At 64.3% G+C, this 23,733-nt stretch carries 21 protein-coding genes; 10 read left to right on the plus strand and 11 right to left on the minus strand.

The window, feature by feature from the left end; all coding sequences use genetic code 11:
• Positions 1-126: 126 nt before the first annotated feature.
• On the plus strand, positions 127-792 hold the full coding sequence (locus tag AC522E_RS18440; protein WP_500747684.1) for a hypothetical protein: 666 nt from the start codon (positions 127-129) through the stop codon (positions 790-792).
• Positions 793-820: 28 nt separating this feature from the next.
• Here the strand turns inward: AC522E_RS18440 and AC522E_RS18445 are convergent, their stop codons facing one another.
• The gene (locus AC522E_RS18445; RefSeq protein WP_500747685.1) at positions 821-2,026 is read right to left on the minus strand and encodes an NAD(P)/FAD-dependent oxidoreductase; all 1,206 of its coding nucleotides are present in this window, start codon (positions 2,024-2,026) and stop codon (positions 821-823) included.
• Positions 2,023-2,451, minus strand: coding sequence for an Lrp/AsnC family transcriptional regulator (locus AC522E_RS18450; RefSeq protein WP_500750757.1), 429 nt, complete (start codon positions 2,449-2,451; stop codon positions 2,023-2,025). Before AC522E_RS18450 ends, AC522E_RS18445 begins: the two co-directional genes overlap by 4 nt.
• A gap of 116 nt (positions 2,452-2,567) precedes the next feature.
• Between AC522E_RS18450 and AC522E_RS18455 the strand changes: the two genes are divergently transcribed.
• From AC522E_RS18455 to AC522E_RS18465, 3 genes are all read left to right on the plus strand, one after another.
• A complete protein-coding gene (locus AC522E_RS18455; protein ID WP_500747686.1) occupies positions 2,568-3,674 on the plus strand; it encodes a saccharopine dehydrogenase family protein in 1,107 nt (368 codons plus the stop codon).
• A 212-nt stretch (positions 3,675-3,886) separates the two neighbouring features.
• Positions 3,887-5,452 (plus strand): L-piperidine-6-carboxylate dehydrogenase, encoded by a 1,566-nt coding sequence (amaB, locus tag AC522E_RS18460; RefSeq protein WP_500747687.1) that lies wholly within the window; start codon positions 3,887-3,889, stop codon positions 5,450-5,452.
• A 102-nt stretch (positions 5,453-5,554) separates the two neighbouring features.
• Positions 5,555-7,234 (plus strand): thiamine pyrophosphate-binding protein, encoded by a 1,680-nt coding sequence (locus tag AC522E_RS18465; protein ID WP_500747688.1) that lies wholly within the window; start codon positions 5,555-5,557, stop codon positions 7,232-7,234.
• A 23-nt stretch (positions 7,235-7,257) separates the two neighbouring features.
• Here the strand turns inward: AC522E_RS18465 and AC522E_RS18470 are convergent, their stop codons facing one another.
• The 3 genes from AC522E_RS18470 to AC522E_RS18480 form a co-directional block, all read right to left on the minus strand.
• Entirely contained in the window at positions 7,258-7,830 is a 573-nt protein-coding gene (locus AC522E_RS18470; RefSeq protein WP_500747689.1) for a cysteine hydrolase family protein, read from the minus strand.
• Positions 7,830-8,801 (minus strand): transaldolase, encoded by a 972-nt coding sequence (tal, locus tag AC522E_RS18475; RefSeq protein WP_500747690.1) that lies wholly within the window; start codon positions 8,799-8,801, stop codon positions 7,830-7,832. Before tal ends, AC522E_RS18470 begins: the two co-directional genes overlap by 1 nt.
• Before the next feature lie 66 nt (positions 8,802-8,867).
• On the minus strand, positions 8,868-9,758 hold the full coding sequence (locus tag AC522E_RS18480; RefSeq protein WP_500747691.1) for a LysR family transcriptional regulator: 891 nt from the start codon (positions 9,756-9,758) through the stop codon (positions 8,868-8,870).
• A gap of 119 nt (positions 9,759-9,877) precedes the next feature.
• Between AC522E_RS18480 and AC522E_RS18485 the strand changes: the two genes are divergently transcribed.
• The 5 genes from AC522E_RS18485 (at position 9,878) to AC522E_RS18505 (ending at position 16,212) form a co-directional block, all read left to right on the plus strand.
• Positions 9,878-11,374 carry a CoA-acylating methylmalonate-semialdehyde dehydrogenase gene (locus AC522E_RS18485; RefSeq protein ID WP_500747692.1) on the plus strand — a complete coding sequence of 499 codons (1,497 nt, stop codon included), beginning with the start codon at positions 9,878-9,880 and terminating at the stop codon, positions 11,372-11,374.
• 95 nt (positions 11,375-11,469) lie between these two features.
• Positions 11,470-12,624 (plus strand): isobutyryl-CoA dehydrogenase, encoded by a 1,155-nt coding sequence (locus tag AC522E_RS18490; protein WP_500747693.1) that lies wholly within the window; start codon positions 11,470-11,472, stop codon positions 12,622-12,624.
• Between the two features lie 15 nt (positions 12,625-12,639).
• Positions 12,640-13,524 carry a 3-hydroxyisobutyrate dehydrogenase gene (gene mmsB / locus AC522E_RS18495; protein WP_500747694.1) on the plus strand — a complete coding sequence of 295 codons (885 nt, stop codon included), beginning with the start codon at positions 12,640-12,642 and terminating at the stop codon, positions 13,522-13,524.
• A gap of 214 nt (positions 13,525-13,738) precedes the next feature.
• On the plus strand, positions 13,739-14,950 hold the full coding sequence (locus AC522E_RS18500; RefSeq protein ID WP_500747695.1) for a peptide ABC transporter permease: 1,212 nt from the start codon (positions 13,739-13,741) through the stop codon (positions 14,948-14,950).
• A gap of 92 nt (positions 14,951-15,042) precedes the next feature.
• Positions 15,043-16,212 (plus strand): M20 aminoacylase family protein, encoded by a 1,170-nt coding sequence (locus AC522E_RS18505; protein ID WP_500747696.1) that lies wholly within the window; start codon positions 15,043-15,045, stop codon positions 16,210-16,212.
• A 76-nt stretch (positions 16,213-16,288) separates the two neighbouring features.
• Here AC522E_RS18505 and AC522E_RS18510 read toward each other — a convergent pair whose 3' ends face one another.
• From AC522E_RS18510 to AC522E_RS18525, 4 genes are all read right to left on the minus strand, one after another.
• Positions 16,289-17,980, minus strand: a complete 1,692-nt coding sequence (locus AC522E_RS18510) for an L-lactate permease (protein WP_500747697.1) — start codon at positions 17,978-17,980, stop codon at positions 16,289-16,291.
• A gap of 144 nt (positions 17,981-18,124) precedes the next feature.
• Positions 18,125-19,240, minus strand: coding sequence for a GTP cyclohydrolase II RibA (gene ribA, locus AC522E_RS18515; RefSeq protein ID WP_500747698.1), 1,116 nt, complete (start codon positions 19,238-19,240; stop codon positions 18,125-18,127).
• A 148-nt stretch (positions 19,241-19,388) separates the two neighbouring features.
• The gene (locus AC522E_RS18520; RefSeq protein WP_500747699.1) at positions 19,389-20,354 is read right to left on the minus strand and encodes a DMT family transporter; all 966 of its coding nucleotides are present in this window, start codon (positions 20,352-20,354) and stop codon (positions 19,389-19,391) included.
• A gap of 67 nt (positions 20,355-20,421) precedes the next feature.
• Complete coding sequence (locus AC522E_RS18525; protein WP_500747700.1) at positions 20,422-21,168, minus strand: hypothetical protein; 747 nt, start codon at positions 21,166-21,168, stop codon at positions 20,422-20,424.
• A 152-nt stretch (positions 21,169-21,320) separates the two neighbouring features.
• Here AC522E_RS18525 and AC522E_RS18530 point away from each other — a divergent pair, with 152 nt between their 5' ends.
• Entirely contained in the window at positions 21,321-21,611 is a 291-nt protein-coding gene (locus AC522E_RS18530) for a hypothetical protein (RefSeq protein ID WP_500747701.1), read from the plus strand.
• A gap of 52 nt (positions 21,612-21,663) precedes the next feature.
• Here the strand turns inward: AC522E_RS18530 and AC522E_RS18535 are convergent, their stop codons facing one another.
• Together AC522E_RS18535 and AC522E_RS18540 are read right to left on the minus strand one after the other, a co-directional pair.
• Positions 21,664-21,861: a hypothetical protein gene (locus AC522E_RS18535; protein ID WP_500747702.1), complete on the minus strand. Its 198-nt coding sequence runs from the start codon at positions 21,859-21,861 to the stop codon at positions 21,664-21,666.
• A 57-nt stretch (positions 21,862-21,918) separates the two neighbouring features.
• The gene (locus tag AC522E_RS18540) at positions 21,919-23,697 is read right to left on the minus strand and encodes an SLC13 family permease (protein WP_500747703.1); all 1,779 of its coding nucleotides are present in this window, start codon (positions 23,695-23,697) and stop codon (positions 21,919-21,921) included.
• Positions 23,698-23,733 lie beyond the last annotated feature (36 nt).

Consider the following 23,733-nt stretch of genomic DNA (forward strand, 5'->3'; position numbering starts at 1 on the left):
ACAAAAACATGACAAGCATAGCCGGCTCCAAAATGGAAGCCCTTTCTTTTGTCAGGCTTAATGGTGGGCCGGAACGTCGGGGGACTGAATTCGTTGAAGAAATCGTTCCCCCAACGGAAGACTTTCATGCCCCATCTCGTGACGGCGATCTTCAATAATAGCGGACAGGCGCAGAAGGCTCTGCAGGCATTGATGGAAGTGGGAATAGCTTCATCCCGGATGACGGCAATGGGCATTCCCACAAGCCGCAAGATATCCTCCATTTCGGGATTTCGGTCCCTCTCCGCAGATCACGGCGATGTCCTCGACGCTCTGAAGCAACTTTCGCTGCCCGAGGAGGACCTGCGTGCGTTCGAGCGCAATCTGAGGCAGGGCCATACCCTTGTCGCCGCGCAGGTCGGCTCAGCCGATAGAGACAACGCCATCCGCACCCTTGAAATGTTCGAGCCTGTCCGTCTCGACGGGGCCAGTGGGAATGACGATGCAGGGACGTCCGAGGCCGGCACGCCCCTTGCCGCAGGCGTTCCGGCTGAAGGACTGACGAATACCGACTCGCTTCCCGGCATGGGAGCGTTGGCCGGTGGCGCGGATGATCTCGGGACCTCAGACCTGGGGGCGGGCGATGCGCGGTCAGGCCGCAGTACTGTTCCGATCGGAAGTCCTGGCGAAGGACGGGAAGAGCGCCCTGGCGTCAACGAGCTTCGCCGTGACGGGGTTATGGCCGACGTGAAGGGCCCGCTTCATCGGGAAACCGATCGGCGCTCTGCCGTCTGGTCCTATCGGAGCGCGTGAACGAACCTTATTTTGTCGAGCCTCTCGTTCAGATGACGTTCCGCTCCAGGAGGGGGCGGTTCGCTCGCACTCGCTCATAACCGAGCTCCGAGAGGTCCAGCGTCTTGTAACGTCCGTGAAGGATCAGCTCGGCGAGCCCCCGGCCGATCGCGGGTGCTTGCTGCAAGCCATGGCCGGAGAACCCGTTGCAGAGGTAGAAATTCTCCATGTCGCCGGCTTGGCCGATGATGGCATTGTGGTCGAGAAGCGACATGTCGTAGGGTCCCGACCAGGCGCGGCCCGTCTTGATGGCCTCGAAAGCTGGGATCCGGTGGGCCAGCGCAGGCCAGATGAACTCCTCGAAGAACGAGAAATCGATTTCCTGGGAGGCAGGATCCTCATCCTTCCAATCCGGATCGAGATCGGCTTCGGGTGACGCCCCGCAAATGAAACCTTCTCCCTCGGGCCGGACATAGGCCCCCGTCGTGTCGATCAGCAATGGGCAATTATCCACCCTGTCGCGGCACGTGAAGGTAAAGACGTAGCGGCGCTTTGCCTGAACCGGGATCTCGAGGCCCGCCATCGCGGCGACTGCGCGACCGCCCGATCCGGCGCAGTTGACGAGACTGCCGCAGGCGATGCGCGTTCCGTCGGCCAACCGGACGGCAACCACGCGGCCACCGTCTCGCTCGACATGGACCACCTCTCCCTTGACATAGTCCGCCCCGAGAGAGCGGGCCTTCTTGCGGAAGGCCTGGAGCAGGCCCCAGCCATCGAACCAGCCCTCTCCGGTGCGGCCCCAGGTGCCGGCGGCAAGATCCTCGACGTTGAGCCAGGGGAAGCGTGCGCTCAGAGCCGACGGGTCGAGCAGGAGGATATCGGCGCCTTCCGCGGTCTGCAGCGCCTGGTTTTCTTCGAGGACAGGAGCGCCAGCCGCCGTCGCGCAATAAAGATACCCACCTTCCTTAAGGTCGATCTCGGGCCGCTCGCCATCCACCGCGAGGTGTTCGCCGATGCTGCGCAGGAACTGGATACCGTAGAGCGAGATGCGAATATTCACCGCGCTCGAATATTGCTGGCGAATGGACGCCGCCGACAGAGCCGACGCGGACAGCGTGTAGGTCGGATCCTTCTCGACAACGATGACGCGCCCCTTGAACCCGAGATCGGAGAGCAGATGGAAGGCAACGGAGGAACCCATGACGGCGCCTCCGACAATCACGACATCGGCGAAGTTTGAAGCGGTGGAGGTCATCGTTCGAATTTCGTTGAAAGTATGATGGAGGACTGGGTGCGCTCGACACCCTCTATGGCGCCGATTCGGTCGATGGCGGTGTCGAGGGAGGGAACATCCTCAGCCTCTACCACCGCAAGAAGATCGAAAACACCGGCAACAGAATGCAAAGCGCGCAACTCCTCCATGCGTTGCAATGCGGCAACGACACTCGCGGAGGCCTTGGGTGCCACGACGATGGTGACATGCGCCCGCACCATGCGGCGGCTCACCTCCTCGGCCAGCCGGACCGTATAGCCGACGATGACACCGCGCCTCTCAAGGCTCTCGACCCGAGCCTGCACCGTCGTGCGGGAGAGGTCGAGCCGCCGCGCGGCTTCGGCGTGGCCGATCCGGGCATTTTCGCGGAGCAGGGCGATCAGGGCGCGGTCCGTCGCATCGAGCATCGTTATGGCCATTCACTACGGCGTTTCGCCGTAAACTATTCGGCTTTTCGTCGTCCTGTCTATGGCGTTCTGCAGTCACATGCCTTTTTCTTCCAGTATAACCCGGAGGTTCAGTTATGCATTCCACTCTCGTCATCGGTGCCGGCAAAATCGGCTCCACCATCGCCGACATGCTGCACGAGACTGGCGACTACGCCGTGACCGTTGCGGATGCCTCCGCGGCCGCTCTCGCGGCTATTGCCAGGGACGGCGTCAAGACGGTCCAGCTCGATTTCAACGACGCGGTTGCCCTGCAGGCTGCCCTGAAGGGACACTACGCGGTCCTGAGCGCTGCCCCCTATCACCTGACCGGCCACGTGGCCCAGGCCGCGCGCCTAGCGGGCGTCAACTATTTCGACCTCACCGAGGATGTCGCCACCACGCGCATGGTGAAGGAGCTCGCGGAAGGCGCCACAACGGCCTTCATTCCGCAGTGCGGCCTCGCTCCTGGCTTCATCTCCATCGTCGCCCATGACATCGCCAGCCGCTTCGACAAGCTCGACACGGTTCGCCTGCGGGTCGGCGCCCTGCCGCAATACCCTTCGAACGCCCTCTCCTATAACCTGACCTGGAGTACGGACGGGGTCATCAACGAGTATATCGAGCGCTGCGAGGCAGTGGTCGACGGCAAGCTTCGTGAAGTTCCTGCCATGGAAGAGCTAGAGGAATTCTCCCTCGATGGCACGCGCTACGAGGCCTTCAACACCTCGGGCGGGCTCGGCACTCTGTGCGAAACCCTGGAGGGCAAGGTCCGGACGCTCAACTACAAGACCATCCGCTACCCCGGCCATTGCGCCCTGATGCGGGTCCTCCTGAACGACCTTCAGCTGCGCAACCGCCGTGAGGTCCTCAAGGACATCCTCGAGCAGGCCGTACCCTCCACCATGCAGGATATGGTAATCGTGTTCGTGACCGTGACTGGTGAGCGCAACGGCCGGCACGTGCAGGAAACCTATGCCCGCAGCATCTATGGCCAGACCATCGGGGGGCGGCAGCGTACGGCCATCCAGGTGACCACGGCGGCGGGCATCTGCGCCATGCTGGACCTGCTCGTCGCCGGCAAGATCGAAAAACAGGGTTTCCGGCGGCAGGAGGAGATCGACCTCGACACCTTCCTGGCCAACCGCTTCGGCCGGGTCTATGCCGGTGAGCGCCTCGACGACAAGGCCGGTCTCGCCGCATAACAGCCTGAAACTTCTCCTTGTTCCAGGACGGGAGAACCAGGTTCAGGGTCTTTCCGAAAACGCATGATCTTATTCGGGAAAAGCGGTTCTCGCTTTTCCCGATCATGCTTTAAGACGGTGGCACGTAAGGCCGCCACCGTTTTCGTTCAAACGAGAAGCGGAGGTGGCGGGCCCGATCGGGCCCGAACACCCTTTCCCATGGGAGATTGAAGATGTCCGTCCGCGACCAAGCTGCCCTCAAGGCCGTTCCCGCCGCTCTGTCGAGCATCGCTGAGGAAGCCCGTTCCATCCTGAAGCGCCTGGGCGTTCCGGAGAGCGTCTTCGCGCCGGCCGGTCGACCGGCCACATCGCCCATCACCGGCGAGACCCTCGTCCATATCCGCGAAACGACCCCGGACGATGCCAAGGCCGCCATCGGCCGTGCCGACGCCGCCTTCAAGGCCTGGCGCAAGATTCCTGCCCCGAGGCGCGGGGAATTCGTGCGCCTGATCGGCGAGGAGCTTCGCGCAGCCAAGGACGACCTCGGCCGCCTCGTGACCCTGGAGGCCGGCAAGGTGACCTCCGAGGGCCTCGGCGAGGTGCAGGAGATGATTGACATCTGCGACTTCGCCGTCGGACTGTCGCGCCAGCTCTACGGTCTCACCATCGCCACCGAGCGCGCCGATCACCGCATGATGGAGACTTGGCATCCCCTGGGCGTCTGCGGCGTCATCTCCGCCTTCAACTTTCCTGTCGCCGTGTGGTCGTGGAACGCGGCGCTCGCGTTTGTCTGCGGCGATTCCGTGGTGTGGAAGCCCTCCGAGAAGACCCTGCTGACCGCGCTTGCGACCCAGGCCATCGTCGAACGCGCCGCCAAGCGCTTCGGCGGCGTGCCGGAGGGCCTGTCCTCGGTTCTCCTCGGCGGCCGAGAAATCGGCGAGATTCTCGTCGACGACCATCGCGTACCGATCCTCTCCGCCACCGGCTCGACCGCCATGGGCCGCCAGGTCGGCCCCAAGCTCGCGGCGCGCTTCGCCCGGGCAATCCTCGAGCTTGGCGGCAACAATGCCGCCATCGTGGCGCCGACGGCCGATCTCGATCTGGCACTCCGCGGCATCGCCTTCGCGGCCATGGGCACGGCCGGGCAGCGCTGCACAACGCTGCGCCGCCTCTTCGTGCATGAAAGCGTTTACGACAAGCTCGTGCCGCGCCTGAAGAAGGTCTATGCCGGCGTCAAGATCGGTGATCCGCGCGCAGACGGCGTCCTCGTCGGGCCCCTGATCGACAAGGCCGCGTTCGATGGAATGGAGCGCGCCCTCGACGAGGCACGCGCGGCGGGCGGAATCGTCCATGGCGGCGGCCGCTTTACAGAGGGCGAATGCGCCAATGGCTACTATGCCCGGCCGGCCCTCGTCGAAATGCCGGAGCAGAAGGGTCCTGTGGTGCGCGAGACTTTTGCGCCGATCCTCTATGTGATGCGCTACTCCGACTTCGACGCGGTCCTGGAACAGCACAACGCGGTCGGGGCGGGCCTGTCCTCCTCGATCTTCACGCTGGACATGCGCGAGGCTGAGACCTTCATCTCGGCAGCGGGCTCGGATTGCGGCATCGCCAACGTCAATATCGGACCCTCCGGTGCGGAGATCGGTGGCGCGTTCGGCGGCGAGAAGGAGACCGGCGGCGGTCGCGAGGCCGGCTCGGACGCCTGGAAAGCCTATATGCGCCGCGCCACCAACACGATCAATTACGGCACGACCCTTCCGCTCGCCCAGGGCGTCAAGTTCGACGTTGACGCCTGAGACGACCGTGTCCCATAGCGGAGGGCGGCACAGCGCTGCCCTCCTCCCCTCTCCTCTCCTCTCCTCTCTTCGTCAGTTCCCTCCTTTCTTCGTGAGCCTCCCATGACAGCGCCCTCCCGCACCGGCGGCCAGATTCTCGTCGACCAGCTTCTCCTCCAAGGGGTCGATCACATCTTCTGCGTTCCGGGAGAGAGCTATCTTGCGGCGCTCGATGCGCTGCATGATGCCGACATCAATGTCACCGTCTGCCGACAGGAAGGCGGAGCCGCCATGATGGCGGAAGCCTATGGCAAGCTGACAGGCCGCCCGGGCATCTGCTTCGTGACCCGTGGCCCAGGAGCCACCAATGCCTCCCCGGGCCTGCACATCGCCAAGCAGGACTCGACGCCGATGATCCTGTTCGTCGGCCAGATCGAGCGCGGAATGCGCGAGCGTGAGGCGTTCCAGGAACTCGACTACCGCGCAGCTTTCGGCGCCATGGTCAAATGGGCGACCGAGGTCGACGATCCAGCGCGATTCCCCGAAATCGTCTCGCGCGCCTTCCATGTCGCAACATCAGGCCGACCCGGCCCGGTCGTGATCGCGTTGCCCGAGGATGTGCTCACCGAGGTCGCAAGCGTCGCGGATGCGCCGCGCTATACGGTGATCGAAAGCTATCCCGGGCAGGAGCAGATGGCACAACTCGAGGCGCTGCTGCACAAGGCCGAGAACCCCATCGCACTGATCGGCGGCAGCCGCTGGTCGCCCGAAGCGGTTGCTGAATTCTCGCGCTTCGCGGCCGACTTCAAGTTACCGGTGGCCTGCACCTTCCGTCGCCAGATGCTCATTTCCGCCGACCACCCGTCCTATGCGGGCGATCTCGGCCTCGGCGTCAACCCGAAGCTTCTCGAGCGCATCAAGAGTGCGGACCTCGTCCTGCTCGTGGGCGGCCGGCTGTCCGAAATCCCGAGCCAAGCCTACACATTGCTCGATATTCCCGCGCCTCGGCAGACCCTCGTACACATTCATCCGGATTCGAGCGAACTCGGCCGCGTCTATAGCCCGCATCTCGCCATCAACGCCTCGCCGGTGGCCTTCGCATCCGCTCTCAAAAGCCTCAGGGCTCCCGGCGCGATCCGCTGGAGCGAGGGCACCGATGTCGCTCATGCGAACTATCTGGCCTGGAGCGATCCTTCGAAGATCCGCCATCCCGGCAATCTGCAGATGGGCGAGGTCATGGCCCATCTGCGCGAGGCGCTGCCGACCGACACGATTTTCTGCAATGGTGCCGGCAATTTCGCCACCTGGATCCACCGTTTCTGGCCATTCCGTCATTACGGCACGCAGCTCGCACCGACGTCCGGCTCCATGGGCTACGGCGTCCCCGCCGCGGTCGGCGCAAAACGCATCCAGCCGAACAGCCCTGTCGTGGTGTTCGCGGGCGATGGCGACTTTCTCATGAACGGGCAGGAATTCGCGACGGCCGTGCAATATGACCTGCCGATCCTCGTCGTGCTCATCGACAATGGCATGTATGGGACGATCCGCATGCATCAGGAGCGCGAATATCCCGGCCGCGTCTCGGCAACGATGCTGAAGAACCCGGACTTCGCCGCCTACGCCAAGGCCTTTGGCGGCTATGGCGAGCGGGTGGAAACGACGGAGGAATTCGGGCCGGCGCTTCAGCGAGCGCTGACCTCGAGCAAACCCGCCATCCTGCACTGCATTCTCGACCCGGAGGCCATCACCCCGGCCATGTCGCTCTCGGCGATCCGCGAGAAGGCGCTTGCCGGTCGCGCATAAGGCTTCAGCAGGGCGGGGAGATCCTATGCGGCCTCCCTGTTTGCCCTAAAGCGGATCTCGCCTGCGGGAACGACAGCAATGGTCGCCGGTCCGGCATCGAAGCCGTCGAGCAAGGCATTGTGGTGGCTCACGATCTGCTCGACGGTGAAACGATCGGAATCCGCCGTCGTATGAGCATCGGCAACGAGCGAGACATCGTAGCCGAGGGTGACCGCGCGGCGGCATGTCGTGTCAATGCAGTATTGCGTCATCAGGCCGGCGATCACGAGATGTTTGGCATCGTGTTCGGACAGCACCGATTGAAGATCCGTCTCGTAGAAGGAATCGCAGGCCGTCTTTCGAACCACGATGTCCTCGGGCGCGCGATGCAGATCGCCGCAAATCTCCCATCCCGGCGTCCCAGCCTCGAGGCGATGCCCCAGGCTGCCATCGTGCTGGACGAAGATGATCGGAGCCCCGCTTTCCCTTGCCTGATCGACGAGACCGGCAATCCGGGTACGGACCTCATGGAAGCGCTGTTGGACGGCCGGGCGCGCAGCTCCCGGCACAGCCAGAATATTCGCCTGCACATCGATGACGACGAGGGCCATTTTCATCAGGCGGCCTTCGCCTCCTCGAGATGCTTCGCGACCAGGGCCCGCAGAGTGCGCAGATCCTTGACGAAGGAGCGGATTCCCTCGGCAAGCTTTTCGGTCGCCATTGCGTCTTCGTTGAGAGCAAAGCGGAAGTTCTTCTCGTCGAGACGTGATGCAGGCTGGACCTTGGCGACATTGTCGGGCGAGAGCTTGCGCGGCAGGTCGCCCTGCGCCACTGCCAGTTCGTCGAGAAGCGCCGGCGAGATGGTGAGGCGGTCGCAGCCGGCCAGGGCCTCGATCTCGCCGACATTGCGGAACGACGCTCCCATCACGACGGTCTTGATCCCCTGCGCCTTGTAGGATTCATAGATGCGGCGCACCGAGAGCACGCCGGGATCCGTATCGCCCGCATAGGGACCGCCGCCCGCCTTCACGTGCCAGTCGAGGATGCGGCCGACGAAGGGCGAAATGAGATAGGCCCCAGCCTCCGCGCAGGCCTGAGCCTGGACCTGGCTGAACAGAAGGGTCAGGTTGCAGTCGATTCCTTCCTTCTGAAGAATTTCCGCCGCGCGGATACCCTCCCAGGTGGAGGCGACCTTGATGAGGATGCGCTCACGGCCGATGCCGCGCTCCTGGTAGGCCCTGATGATCGCGCGGGCCTTCTCCACCGTGGCCGCGGTGTCGAAGGAAAGGTCCGCATCCACCTCTGTCGAGACCCGTCCAGGCACGATGCCGGCGAGTTCCGTGCCGAATGCAACGGCGAGGCGGTCGCAAATGGCGGCGATCACACCCTCCCGCGAGCCGCCCTGGCTGCGCCCCCAGCCCAGGGCACTATCGACGATGGCCGCATAGGCCGGGTTTTCGACGGCCTTGAGGAGGAGTGTCGGGTTGGTGGTGCAATCCTGCGGTTTCAGGCGGCGGACCGCATCGAGGTCACCCGTATCGGCGACGACGACGGTCATGGCGCGCAACTGGTCTAGCTTGGAGGGCATCGAGAACTCCGTGGTTTTGTTGAAAAAGCCTTAGACCGTCTCAAGGTCCGCGTGAAGTCTCGCCCCCTATGCAAAGAGGCCGCGGTTGGCTTTGACCCGGGCAAGAATGAACGATTGGACCTCCTCCACCCGGCGCAGGCTACGGACTTCCGCATGGGTAACGAGCCAATAGGTCCGCAAGTGGGAGATGCCGGGCAGGATCACGCGCAATTCGGGGAACTGCCGGATCGCATAATCGTGCAGCACGCCGATACCCGCACCCGCCCGTACGGCCTCGACCTGCGCAACCACACTCGCACATTCGTAGCGGCGTGGAGTGAGCTTCTCCAGCCCGGAAAAATAGTCGAGCACGGGGCTGTAGAGGAGGTCGGGCACATAAGTGACGAGGGTCTTGCCGGCAAGGTCTGACGGTTCCGCAATCGGGCCGTGACGATTCAAGTAGCCTTCCGAGGCATAGAGCCTCAGCCGGTAGTCGGTGAGCTTTCGCGAAACCAGACGGCCTTCCGTCGGCTGCTCGAGGGTGATGGCAATGTCGGCCTCCCGCTTCGATAGGGAAAAGATCCGTGGCAGAGCCACGATCTGCAGGGTGAGGTCGGGGTGGCGCTCGGCCAGGGCACCGAGTTCAGGCGCCAGGAAATAGGTGCCGAATCCGTCCGGCGCCCCGATTCGGACCGTTCCTGAGAGAGCGAGATCGGAACCGCCGAGCTCGCTGGCAACGGCCAGTGCCTGGCTTTCCATGCTCTCCGCGCTGGCCAAGAGGCGCTCGCCTTGCTCGGTCAGGGCGTAGCCCTGCGGGCTGCGCTCGAACAACTTGGCCTTCAGGGCTCCCTCGAGAGCGGCGATGCGGCGGGAGACCGTGGTATGATCCGCCTCGAGCTGTCGCGAGGCAGCGGTGAGGCGCCCCGCTCGCGCTACGGCGAGGAAGAAGCGAAGGTCGTCCCAGTTGAAGGCGCTCATCGTGGATACCCGGTTGCATTGGTGTTTTTGCACAATGCCACTTCATTAACGCCCATAGTCGTGCGATTTTGACAATGGTACAGAAGAGCCCGCCACATATTTTCAGGAGGAAAGACGCCATGCGCGAGATCGGACATTTCATCGGCGGCAAGCACGTACCCGGCAAGTCCGGCCGCACGGCGGAGGTTTTCCAGCCCATGACGGGTGAGGTCATCGCCCGGGTGGCTCTCGCCTCCAAGGACGAGCTGCGCCAGGCCGTCGAGAACGCCAAGGCGGCGCAGCCTGCCTGGGCCGCCACCAACCCGCAGCGCCGCGCCCGCGTCCTGATGAAGTTTCTGGAACTGATCGCCAAGGAGATGGATCCGCTGGCCGAGCTGCTTGCCCGCGAGCACGGCAAGACGATCTCTGACGCCAAGGGCGACATCCAGCGGGGGGTGGAGGTAGCGGAGTTCTGCACCGGTATTCCGCACCTGTTGAAGGGCGAATACACGGAGGGCGCCGGCCCCGGCATCGACATGTATTCGATCCGCCAGCCTCTGGGCGTCGTGGCCGGCATCACGCCGTTCAACTTCCCGGCGATGATCCCGCTCTGGAAGCTCGCGCCCGCCATTGCCTGCGGCAATGCCTATATCCTCAAGCCGTCGGAGCGTGATCCCGGCGTACCGATGCGCCTTGCCGAGCTGATGATCGAGGCGGGCCTGCCCGCCGGCATCCTCAACGTGGTCAACGGCGATAAGGACTCCGTCGACGGGATCCTGGACGATCCCGACATCAAGGCCATCGGCTTCGTCGGCTCCTCGGCCATCGCCGAGTACGTCTATGCCCGCGCTGCCGCGAATGGCAAGCGCGCCCAGTGCTTCGGCGGCGCGAAGAACCACATGATCATCATGCCCGACGCCAATATGGATCAGGCGGTGGACGCACTGATCGGCGCAGGCTACGGCTCGGCCGGCGAGCGCTGCATGGCGGTCTCGGTCGCGGTTCCCGTCGGCAAGGCCACCGCCGATGCGCTTATGGACAAGCTGATCCCGCGGGTGGAAAGCCTGAAGGTCGGCCCTTCCACCGATCCATCCGCCGATTTCGGTCCCCTCATCACCAAGCCCCATCTCGACAAGGTGCGTGCTTATGTCGATCTCGGCGTCCAAGAAGGCGCCAAGCTCGTGGTCGACGGCCGGAACTTCACCATGCAGGGCTATGAGAACGGTTTCTACATGGGCGGCTGCCTCTTCGACGATGTGCGTCCCGACATGCGCATCTACAAGGAAGAGATTTTCGGCCCCGTGCTTTCGGTGGTTCGCGCCAAGAACTACGACGAGGCTCTTCGTCTTCCGACCGAACATGAATATGGCAACGGTGTCGCGATCTATACCCGCGACGGCGATGCTGCCCGCGACTTCGCCGCCAAGGTGAACGTCGGCATGGTCGGCATCAACGTGCCAATTCCGGTGCCGCTCGCCTATTATACCTTCGGCGGCTGGAAGCGTTCCGGCTTCGGCGATCTCAACCAGCACGGCCCGGACGCGATCCGGTTCTATACCAAGACCAAAACAGTCACCTCGCGCTGGCCGTCCGGCACCAAGGAAGGCGCGGAATTCGCCATTCCGACGATGCAGTGAGACGAACGACGCCCTAGACTTGGGCAGGCTTCGATCCATTATGCGACATGGCCGGGCTCCCGGCCATGTTGTTAAAGGGGATACCATCCCGGATCATGACCCAGTTTTCCCTCACTGAAGACCAAGCTGCCATTCGCGATATGGCACTCGCCTTCGCGGCCGAGAACCTCGCTCCCCATGCGCTTGAATGGGACGAGAAGAAGCACTTTCCCGTCGATGTGATGCGCGAGGCTGCCGCACTCGGCATGGCGGCGATCTATACCCGCGACGATGTCGGCGGCTCGGGCATGACGCGGCTCGATGCGGCCCTGATCTTCGAGGCGCTTGCCACGGGATGCCCGGCCGTTTCGGCCTATCTGTCGATTCACAACATGGCGACATGGATGATCGACCGCTATGGGTCGGAGGAGCAGCGCCAGCGCTTCATTCCCCGCCTCGTCACCATGGACCTGATCGCCAGCTATTGCCTGACGGAGCCAGGCAGCGGCTCCGACGCCGCTGCCCTGAAGACGAAGGCGGTGCGCGACGGCGACCATTACGTGGTCAATGGCGTCAAGCAGTTCATCTCCGGTGCCGGTGTCTCCGACATCTACGTCACCATGGTCCGCACCGGCGCGGAAGGCCCGTCCGGCATTTCGACCCTGGTGATCGAAAAGGACATGCCCGGCGTCTCGTTCGGAGCCCAGGAGAAGAAGATGGGCTGGAATGCCCAGCCGACGGCGGCGGTGATCTTCGAGGATGTGCGCGTGCCGGTGGCCAATCGCCTGTCCGACGAGGGCATGGGCTTCAAGATCGCCATGTCCGGCCTGGACGGCGGGCGGCTCAATATCGGCGCGTGCTCGCTCGGCGGCGCGCAGGCAGCACTGGACAAGGCCCTCGCCTATGCAAACGATCGCAAGGCCTTCGGCAAGCGCATCGCCGATTTCCAGGCGCTGCAGTTCAAGCTCGCGGACATGGCCACCGAACTCGAATGCGTGCGCACGTTCCTGTGGCGCGCCGCGGCGGCGCTCGATGCAAGGGCGCTGGACGCGACGAAGCTCTGCGCGATGGCCAAGCGCATGGCCACCGATACGGGCTTCGAGGTAGCCAACCAGGCGCTGCAGATCCATGGCGGCTACGGGTACCTGGCCGATTACGGCATCGAGAAGATCGTCCGCGACCTTCGCGTCCACCAGATCCTCGAGGGCACCAACGAGATCATGCGTCTCATCGTGGCGCGGGATCTCGTCGGGCGCGGCAACCGTCCCTAGGAGAGCGAGAGACACATGACCAGCATTGCTTTCATCGGCCTCGGCAACATGGGTGGCCCCATGGCCGCCAATCTCGCCAGGGCAGGGCACACCGTCACCGGTTTCGATCTTTCGCCCGCCTCCTGCAATCAGGCGCGTTCGGACGGCATTGCCATCGCGGGCTCAGCCCAGGACAGCGTGAGGGACGCCGCCGTCGTCATCACCATGCTTCCGGCCGGCAAGCATGTGCTTGCGGTCTGGAACGACATCCTCAGGCAGGTGCGGCCCGACGCCCTGGTGATCGACTGCTCGACCATCGATGTGGACAGCGCACGCAAGGCCCATGCCATGGCGAAGGAGCAGGGCCTTCGCTCCCTCGACGCGCCGGTTTCAGGCGGTGTCGGCGGGGCCAAGGGCGCGACGCTCACGTTCATGGCGGGTGGGACGGTCGAGGCCTTTGCGCAGGCGGAGCCGATCCTCTCCCAGATGGGCAAGAAGGTCGTCCATTGCGGCGAGGCCGGCGCGGGCCAAGCGGCGAAGATCTGCAACAACATGATTCTCGGCATATCGATGATCGGCGTCGCAGAGGCCTTCGTGCTGGCCGAAAAGCTTGGCCTGTCCCACCAGGCCCTGTTCGACGTGGCCTCGACCTCGTCCGGCCAATGCTGGTCGCTCACCACCTATTGTCCCGTTCCCGGCCCGGTCCCGACCTCGCCCGCCAACAACGACTACAAGCCGGGTTTCGCGGCGGCCCTAATGCTCAAGGATTTGAAGCTCGCACAGGAGGCGGCCCTCGCCTCCGGCGCGACGACGCCGCTCGGCGCCGAGGCGGCGCAGCTCTATGCCCTCTTCAACAATGCAGGCCATGAAGGCGACGACTTCTCAGGCATCATCAACCTCATCCGGGGACGGAACGGCTGAGCGTCCATGGACGCGGGACATGTTGCCCGGTCCGCTCTTCGACCGCCATGCCCACGTCCTTGGCCAGCAATGACGAGGTCGCGCGGATCATGACCCGAAGAGGGGCCGAGGCAGAAACCTCTGGGAGGTGTTGCACGGGACCTACAGCTTTCGGATCCATGGTCCACTAGGCTCGTGTTCCAAAGAACCTCAACCTTCGATTGTCGAGCCTGACATGGCCCGTTCGCCTTCCCTTACGGCCGATCCCTCCACCGACGCCGCAGCGATGCTGCGGCGAACCGGCTTCGCACTCCTTCTCTTCGCGATTCCAGTCGCCGCCTTGCTGACCCGTCGGGCGGTCGTGGTTCTTGCGCCTCTGGCGGTGATCCTGCTGGTCCTTGCAGCCCTCATCGACGGCGGCGCGAGAGACCCTCGCGAGAAGTTTCTGCGCCTCGTGAGATCTCCCGGGGGGACGGCAGGTCTTGTTCTCCTCGTCTGGACGGCCCTGTCCCTGATCTGGACCCCGTTCGTTGAGGAGGCATCCGAGCGTCTTCTCAACATCGTCAGCATGGCTCTCCTGGGCCTCGCCGGCTATCTGGCGCTTCCGGACCGCATGCGCTCCGCCAATCTCTACATTCTCCCCGTTGGGGTCGGCCTCACGGCGCTTCTCGGCATGCTCATCGCCTTCGAGGGGGATTTCAGCTTCGATCCGGACGGGCAGAGCCTGGAGCGTGGCATGATCGTTCTGGCGCTGCTCGTATGGCCGGCAGTTGCCTGGCTGCATTCCCGCGGCCGCAGCCTGGAGGCGCTCCTCATCGCCGTCATCGTCGCTCTTGCAGCGCTCATGGCAGCCGAGACCCTCGCCCTCCAGGGCCTCGCGGCTGGGGCCATCGTCTTTGCCATCACCGCCATCGCCCCGCGCAGCGCGCCACGACTGATTGCACTGGTGATGGCCGGACTGCTTCTGTTCGCCCCTCTGCTACCCTTTGTCCTGAAACCGCTCGCCGTCGCCGTCACGGGGGCCGATTCGCCCCTGGCCGCCAGTCTCGACGTCTGGCGGCATGTGGTTCTCGACGAACCGCTTCGCCTGATCACCGGGCATGGGCTCGAGACGGCCCTCCGCGGCCGTTTCTTCAACCTGCTGCCCGTGAACGCGCCATACACGGTGCTCTTCGAGATCTGGTACGAACTCGGCCTCGTCGGAGCGGCCGCGGGAGCCGTTCTTCTCCATGCGGCCGTGCTCAAGTCGGGCGATCAGCGCCCAATCCTGGAGCCGGGGATCATGGCGGCTTTCGCGACCGCCTACGCCTTTGGATGCCTCGGGATCGGCACGGCCCAGATCTGGTGGTTCACGGCGCTCGTGGTGGTGGTGCTGGTCTTTGTCGCCATCGAACGGGGGCAATTCCGCACCATCCGCCCGAAAGCCGTTCTCCACCGCGGCCGCTGAAGAAAGGCGGCGTATTGTTTACCTGTTACAATTGACGGACAGCGCCTTCCTCTGCTTCGTTTGGCCCCTGCCAATTTGAGCAAGGATCTTCCATGCCGATCATCAACCGAATCGCCGATCTCGCAGACGAGATCGCCACCTGGCGCAAGGACTTCCACGAAAATCCGGAGCTTCTTTTCGACGTCCACCGCACGGCGGGAATCGTCGCCGACAAGCTGAGGGCCTTCGGTTGCGACGAGGTAGTGACGGGCATCGGGCAGACGGGCGTGGTCGGGGTCATCAAGGGACGCACGAACGCCTCCGGCAAGGTGATCGGCCTGCGCGCCGACATGGACGCGCTGCCCATCGAGGAAGCAACCAGCCTGCCCTACAAGTCCAAGACGCCCGGCAAGATGCATGCCTGCGGCCATGACGGCCATACGGCCATGTTGTTGGGCGCCGCGAAATATCTCGCCGAGACCCGCAATTTCGATGGCACCGCCATCATGATCTTCCAGCCGGCCGAAGAGGGCGGCGGAGGCGGCGATGCCATGGTGAAGGACGGCCTCATGGAGCGCTTCGGCGTGCAGGAGGTGTATGGCATGCACAACATGCCGGGCCTCCCGGTCGGCCATTTCGCCATCAAGCCGGGCCCGATCATGGCGGCGGCGGACCGCTTCAGCATCACGATCGAGGGCAAGGGTGCCCACGCGGCGCGGCCCCACGACGGCATCGATACGATCCTGGTGGCCAGCCACGTCATCACCGCCCTGCAATCCATTGCGTCACGCAATGTCGACCCGCTGGAATCGCTTGTCGTCTCGGTCTGTGCAATCAAGGCCGGCGAGACCTTCAACGTCATTCCGCAGACGGCGGAGCTCCTTGGCACCGTGCGCACTCTGTCGCCGGCGGTCCAGGATCTCGCGGAAGACCGCATCCGCACCATCGTGGACAGTGTCTGCGCCGCCTTCGGTGCCAAGGCCACCATCACCTATTCGCGCGGCTACCCCGTGACCGTCAACGACACGCAGAAGACCTCCTTCATCGTCGACGTCGCCAAGCAGATCGCGGGGGAGGGCGCCGTCGATGGCGCCGTCCAGCCGATGATGGGATCCGAGGACTTCTCCTTCATGCTTCAGGAGCGCCCCGGCGCCTATATTTTCGTCGGCAACGGCGATACGGCCGGCCTGCATCACCCCGCCTACAATTTCGACGATGAGGCGGCGCCATACGGCGTTTCGCTATGGGCAAAGATCGTCGAGGCCGGGATGCCGGCGCGCTGATCCGGCTCCTCAGCCGTCAACGACGAACGCCGCCGGTCGAAGCCGGCGGCGTTTTCATGTCGACCTTACGCGCGGGTCAGTGAACGACCATGGCCGTAAAGGGATAGACATAGGCCTGCAGCATCACCAGAACGCCGACGAGACACGCCAGCGCGATCGAATGCCAGAACACGAAGCGCAGGATGACGCCCTCGTGCCCGAACCAGTTGGTCGCGGTGGACGCGACCACGATGGACTGCGCATCGATCATCTTGCCCATGACGCCGCCGCTGGAATTGGTGGCGCACATGAGGATCTCGGAGAGGCCGAGCTGGCCCGCCGTGATCTTCTGCAGATTGCCGAAGAGAACATTCGACGCTGTATCCGAGCCCGTCAGCGCGACGCCCAACCAGCCGAGGAGCGCGGCGAAGAACGGGTAGAGCCAGCCCGTCTGCGCAAAGGCGAGACCCAGCGTTGCATCGATGCCGGAGTAACGGGTCAGCGTCCCAAGCGCGAGCATGGCGGCGATGGTGAGGAGGGAATAGCGCACCACCCAAAGCGTCTCGCCATATGCCCTGATCAAGCGCAGCGGCGAGTACTTCATCACGAAGCCGGAAATGAGCGCCGCGAGCAGGATGCCCGTGCCCGTCATGGTAAGGATGTTGAAGCCAAAGACGGCCGCCTCGGGCGAGGCCTTCGGCACAACGGGAGGTACCTTCTGCACCATGTTGTGCAGGCCCTCGAACGTCCATTTCGGGAAATAGAGCGGATTGATGAGATCCTTGAAGGTCTGGGTTCCCCAAACGAAGACGACGGCACAGAGGATGATCCATGGCAACCAGGCCTTGAACACGTCGCCCGAGCTGTGGCGGGGAGTTCCCGAAAGTTCCGCCGTGGCGGCGGCACTGAGGGAAGCGGGCCGGCTCGCTAGCGTTGCGGCGGTCTCGCCACTGCGCAGGGCCGGGCTGGTCCAGATCTCGGCGGGACGCCAGATCTTGAGGAAGCCGAACAGGCAGGCCATGGAAACCAGGGACGCGACCACGTCCACCAGCCAGGGGCCGTGATAGTTCGACACCAGGAATTGCGGGACCGCGAAAGCGACGCCGCATACGAGGATGGCTGGCCAGATCTGCAGCATTCCGCGGAAGCCGGCGAAGGTCCAGATGAGCCAGAACGGCACGATGAGCGAGAAGAAGGGCAACTGCCGCCCGGTCATGGCGCCGAGGGCGATCGGATCGAGTCCCGTGATGGCGCCCAGGGTGACGATGGGGGTGCCGAGGGCGCCGTAGGCGACAGGGGCCGTGTTCGCGATCAGCGACAGGCCGGACGCCGCAAGCGGCGAGAAGCCGAGCCCGATCAGAATCGCACCCGTCACCGCGACCGGAGTGCCGAAGCCTGCCGCGCCCTCGAAGAATGCGCCGAAGGCGAACGCGACGAGGAGCAGCTGGAGACGCCGATCTGCGGTAATTCCGGCGATCGAATCCTGCAGGGTCTTGAACGAGCCGTTCTCGACCGTCAGGCGGTAGAGGAAGATGACGTTGAGAATGATCCAGCCGATCGGAAAGAGGCCGGTCAGAGCCCCGAGACCCGCTGCCTCGGCGGCCATGCCGCCCGGCATGCCGAATCCGACGGTTGCGATCAGGAACGTGACGATCAGCGCAATGATTGCTGCAAAATGAGCCTGCATCTTCGCGAAGGCGATGAGACCGAGCAGACAGACGACCGGCAAGGCCGCGATGATGGTCGAGAGAACAGCGCTCCCGAACGGATTATAGACCTGGCTCCACATGGGCGTTCCCCTGGACCTGCCGGCCGATACCGGTACGTGGTTGAGGCGGTCAGGCCACTGGGTCGTCCGCCCGCAACAAGGTTAGAGCGGCGAACTCATGCGACAATATGGACTAAAGAAGGACAGGACCGGGCAGCGGCCGTTTCAATCCTTGGCGGAGGACGCCAGCAATCCCTCGATATCGATGTAATGGCCCGCGCGGTCGCGCTTGGAGGCGAGATAGCGCACGTTCTCCGCCGTCGCCCGTCCGAGGACGCGGTGGTCCGAGACGACATCCAACCCGGCCTTCTTCAGAGCCCGGATCTTCTCCGGGTTGTTGGTCAGGAGGCGGACTGCCGAAACGCCGAGTTTCTGCAGCATGACGGCAGCGAAGTCGAAATGGCGCTGGTCGGCGCCGAAGCCCAGGACCTCGTCGGCATCGTAGGTATCATAGCCCTGGGATTGCAGCTTGTAGGCGCGGATCTTGTTGGCGATTCCGTTTCCCCGGCCTTCCTGGTCGAGATAGAGCAGGATGCCGCCCTCGTTCTGGGCCATGAAGTGGATGGTTTCACGCAACTGGTCGCCGCAATCGCATTTCAGGCTGCCGAAGAGGTCCCCCGTGAGGCAGGCGGAATGCAGGCGCACCGTTACGGGCTTGGACAGGTCGGGAGAACCGACGACGATGGCGACCTGGTCGCGCATTCCCTCGCCCCCACGGAACACGACGAATTCGCTCTTGGGAGCTCCCTCGAGCGGCACGGGCGCCCGGCTGACGATCCTGATGTCCCGCGTCTTTGCGCTGCGGTGGTTGCGGATGGCAGCCCCGGAAACCCGGGCGAGCGATGAATCGATCACGATTCCCGCCGCCAGAGGCACTACGATCACCGCCGGCAGAACAAGAGACAGGCGGGCCAGTTCGAGAGCCTCCTCGTCGAAGGCGTCCGCGCAGCGAATGGGCGCATCGATGCGGCCGTCGAGCTTGAGGGCGAGCATCTCGATCCGCGTCCTGTCGACGGACGGCAGCGCCACGGCTCCTGCCGCGTCGCGCTCGAGCCCCAGCCGGCGCAGGCGGGCCGATGGCAGCACAAGATGGGCCCGCCCCCCGGCCACGGCCTCGATCCGCTCTCCCATGGCCTCGTCAAGGTCTTCGATGCCGAGCGCAAGCACGCTGCCTTCCGCTCCGTCGATCACGACCGGGCGCGCACTGCGAAATTCCGCGATGGCCCGCTCCACGGCCATGACAGCCGGATCATCGGACAGACTTAGGACAAGACGCGTCATCGATTGAACTCGAGCAGCCCGGCTGCGTTCGCAAAAGGTCGAATTTACCTGGCGACAGAGCGCTTTCCGCCAAGCTTTCGAAAGGTTGACCTTAGCATATCCCCAGGGAAGTCCCTAATGCCGCAGATAGGATGGCTGCCATGCGGGTTCAACAATCCGCCCGCTTCCCTTCGGGCAGCTCGGCCGAAGCGGCGGAGCCGCGAAGGGCCGAAACCAGCCGCCCGTCGATGAGCACCAGTCCGGTGCCGATGAGCGCCATACCAGCGACATGCCGCATTTCCAGCTCCTCGCCCAGAAACACGATCCCGAACAGGATCGCGCTGATGGGGATCAGAAAGGTCACGAGCCCCACATTCGTGGCACCGGCCCGTGCGAGCAGGCGAAAGAAGAGAATATAGGCGAACGCCGTCGAGACGAGGGCCAACCCCGCCAGGGACAATAGGGCCCCAGTGCTGGGCACCGGCAGGGCCCATGGATGATCGACCGCGAGCGCTACGGGCAGCAGCAATGCGCTCGACGCGCTCACCTGTCCTGTCGCGGTCGCCAGCGGCGGGATTCCCATAGCCCGGAACCGCCGCCCGAAAACGCCGGCGAAGGCATAGGACAGGGCGGCTCCCAAAACCGCGAGCTGGGCTGGGACGCTGACATCGTAGGCCGAAAGCGCCGCCGTTCCGATCATCACCGCGACGCCGACAAAGCCGACGAAGACGCCCATGAGGCGTTGCCCCGTCAACCGCTCGTCGGCGGTCAGAAAATGCGCCACGATGACCGTGAAAAGGGGCGTCGTCGCGTTGAGAATGGAGGCCAATCCGCTGGCGATATGGCTCTGCCCCCATACGATGAGGCTGAACGGGACCGCGTTGTTCAGGATTCCCATGCCGAGGAATGCGACCCAGACCTGCCGCCCCCGCGGCATGGACATTCCCAGGGCGGCGAGAGCAAGCCTCAGGGCGATGGCAGCCATCACAACGCGCAGCGCCACGATCGTAAGAGGCGGCAGTTCCTTCACGGCCACCCCCACGAATAGGAACGAACCGCCCCACACGACGGAGAGGACGATCAGAAGCGCCCAGTCCGACGCCGCCATGGTTTTCCGAATGGAAGTCTCTGCCATCTTGCCCTCACGGTTCCGAGCGCCTTGATGGCATGACCGTGGGCGATCCGCGACCCGATTCCTGTTTTCAGGAAAGATCGTACCAGTCTCCATTCTGCTTGCAGACGACCGTCGCGCCCTTTCGCGTGCCCTCGCTCCCTCTCCACTCCTGATTGACGATTCGGCAGACGAGACCGGGCATTCCTCCGTTGGACACGTGCTGAATGCTGACCTTGCCCGAAGCGCCCGTCTCGGGATTGCTCCAGGTGGCACTGCGCCCGGCCACCCCGTCGATGACCGAGAGGATCGCGTTCGCCTCCACGGGGCGATCTTCCTGCGGGACGACCCGCGAAGCCGCCCGCTCGGCGTCGGCCTGGGCCATGGCGCTCTGCACTTGGCCGCGGGCCGCGGACATCTGCGCCGTCACCATCCCGGTCGATGCGGCCTGCATGGCAATGCCAGGGGCGGCGGCCAGCAGCCCGACGCCGCCCGTCATCGCTCCGCCGACGGCCGCCTGGGCAATAGTCGACGCCAAGGCCAGGTTCTGCATGGCGATGGCCTGACCCATCTGGCTGTCCACGGCCGCCATCAGGTTCGGACGATCGGTCCGGCCGGCGGCAACATCGCGGAGCCTTGTCGCGATCCTGCTCAGCTGCAGGTTTTCCGACGCATCGTCGTCCGCCGGAGCAGCGCTCTGTGCGAAGCTCGCGGCCGTTCCCGCGATGCCGGTAGGGTCCAGGCCGGCGACCGCCCCTGCCATCCGGGCGCCTCCCGTCTCGTTGCAGGCGCATAGGGCAACGGCGAGAAACGCCATCGATATGAATTCTTTCTTCATGAAATCAGCTCCGTATGGATACGTATTATCATATCCTTACGGATAGGGAGAAGGCCTGACCGGCGCGCCGGCGGGAAAGAATTGGTTTACGACGATCTCCGGTTCGGCAGGGACTTTACTCCCCGTTCACTCCTTCGGGACGAGGGTAGGTCATGACCTGTTCCCTGAACGTCGCGAATGTCATGAACTCGGATTCCTCCCTCGATCGACCGATCTCGACCTCAGGCGTCCCTGGCAGGCAGCGCCCCTTCATCGGGTCGGGAAGCGTCCGGCCGATCCCTGCTCCGGCGCGGCACCGCAGCTTTATTCTCGGCCGTTCCGACGCAAGACTCCGGTCTCTGGTCAACCAGGAGGAGCGCGACCGGCTCCACTGCTGGTCCATGGTCGTGGCTCTGACCTCCTCGGCGGCCGGTCTGGCGCTCCTGCTGACGGCCGCCTTCTGATTCGCGGCTTGTGAGAGAAAAGCCCGGACCAGGTCCGGGCTTCCCGTCGCGTTCAGGCCACCGGCCCCGGATTGGGCGGGCTGCCGGGATTGGGAGTATTCGGCTCCGCCGGGGGGAGATCGGGATCGGTGGCCGGGATTTCCGTCGGCTCGCCGGCCGGAACCTCGGTCGGCGTATGGCCGGGAAGCACGGGATTGGGAAACGGGGTTTGGGGCTGCGGTTGCGGATCGTAGGGTCCGGGTTCTGACATGACGCATACTCCATGGTTGCCTCTGCGAAGCTAACGGGCGGGTCTTGCGTCCGTTCCTCAGTGCAGCGGCCAGAACAGCATGATGAGCGGAATGCCGACCACCACGACGATGATCGAGAGCGGCAGGCCGAGACGCGAATAGTCTCCGAATCGGTAGCCGCCGGGCCCCATGACCAGCGTGTTGCATTGATGCCCGATGGGGGTCAGGAAATCGCAGGCTGCGCCGATGGCGACTGCCATCAGGAACGCATCGGGCTTGAACCCCAGCTGCGTCGCGAAGCTCGCCGCGATGGGCGCCATCACGAGGACCGTTGCGGCATTGTTCAGGAAAGGCGTCACCGCCATCGCGGAGATCATGATGAGGATGAGCGCGCCCGTCGGCGGCAGCATCTGCGCGACGGACGAGAGCCACGCGGCGATCAGGTCCGTGCCGCCGGTCGTGCGAATCGCCTCACTGACCGGGATGAGCGCCCCGAGCATGACGATGATCGGCCACTCGATGGTCTCATAGGCCTCCCGCAAGGTGATGGACCCAAACAGGACCAGCAGGACCCCGGCGCCGAAGAATGCGATGGCGACGGGCAGGATGTCGAAGGCGACGAGCACCATCGCCCCCGCCAGAATCGCGATCGGCAGCAGGCTTCGGCGTGCATTGCCGAGACGGATCTCCCGCTCGGCCAGGGGCAGGCAGCCGAGATCCTTCAGCGTGTCGGGCAACTTCTTGAGATTGCCCTGGAGGACGAGCACATCCCCCGGCCGCAGGGTAATGGCGCGCAGCCGCTCCGTGAACCGCACGCCGCTCCGGCTCACGGCCAGCAGGTTGACCTGAAACCGCTCATAAAGCGCGATGCGCTCGGCCGAGAGACCGGCGAGAACCGAACCGGGTCCGACGATGGCCTCGATGACGCCGATCTCATCGGTGGCTTCGTCGGTCTCGGGACGCCGATGTTCATGGCTGAGCTTCAGCCCGGCCCGGGCAACAACGCTTTCCAGGGCGCCTGATTCGCCTTCCAGGATCAGCACATCGTTCCCGCGAATCGTGGCGTCGGGCAACGGATACGAGCTTCGGGTCTCGCTGCGGATGATGGCGGCAACCTTGACATCCCCGTTCGCCATTTTCCGCAGATCGGCAACCGTTTGTCCGACAATCTCGGATTCCGGAGGGACTCGCGCCTCCGTCACGTAATCGGTGATGTTGAGGGCCTCGTCGAGGGTCGCGGCACCCCTCCGCCCCTTCGGAAGCAGCCGGTAGCCGAAGGCGAGAAAGATCACGCCCGCAACGGCGATCCCCGCGCCGACGGGGGTGAAGTCGAACATGTGGAACGGTTCGCCAAGCAGTTCACCCCTCACCCGCGAGACGATGATGTTCGGCGACGTCCCCACGAGCGTCACGATCCCTCCCAACAGGGAGCCGAACGCCATGGGCATGAGGAAGCTGGAGGGCGGGGTTTTCGTGCGACGCGCGATCTGGAACGCCACCGGGATCATCATCGCCAGGGCGCCGATGTTCTTCACGAATGCCGACAGGAGCGTCACGATCGCGACGAGGGCGACAACCTGGATCTGCGTCGTCCGCAGATACGGGGCGATGCGGTTGAGACCGGCCTCAAGCACGCCGGATCGTGCCACCGCGGCGCTGACCAGAAGCGCACTTGCCACGATGATCACGATGTCGTCGCTGAAGCCGGAGAATGCCTTGTCCGCAGGTACAATACCGACCAGCACCGAGATCAGGAGCGCGAGGGCGGCGACCACGTCGTACCGGAATCGGCCCCAGACGAAGAGAGCCATCATCCCGGCGACGACGGCAAAGGCGAGGATTTGTGGATATGTCATGAAGGACGCACGGTAGAGACCGACGTCTCAACGCAC

Source organism: Microvirga sp. BF8, from assembly GCF_059888585.1.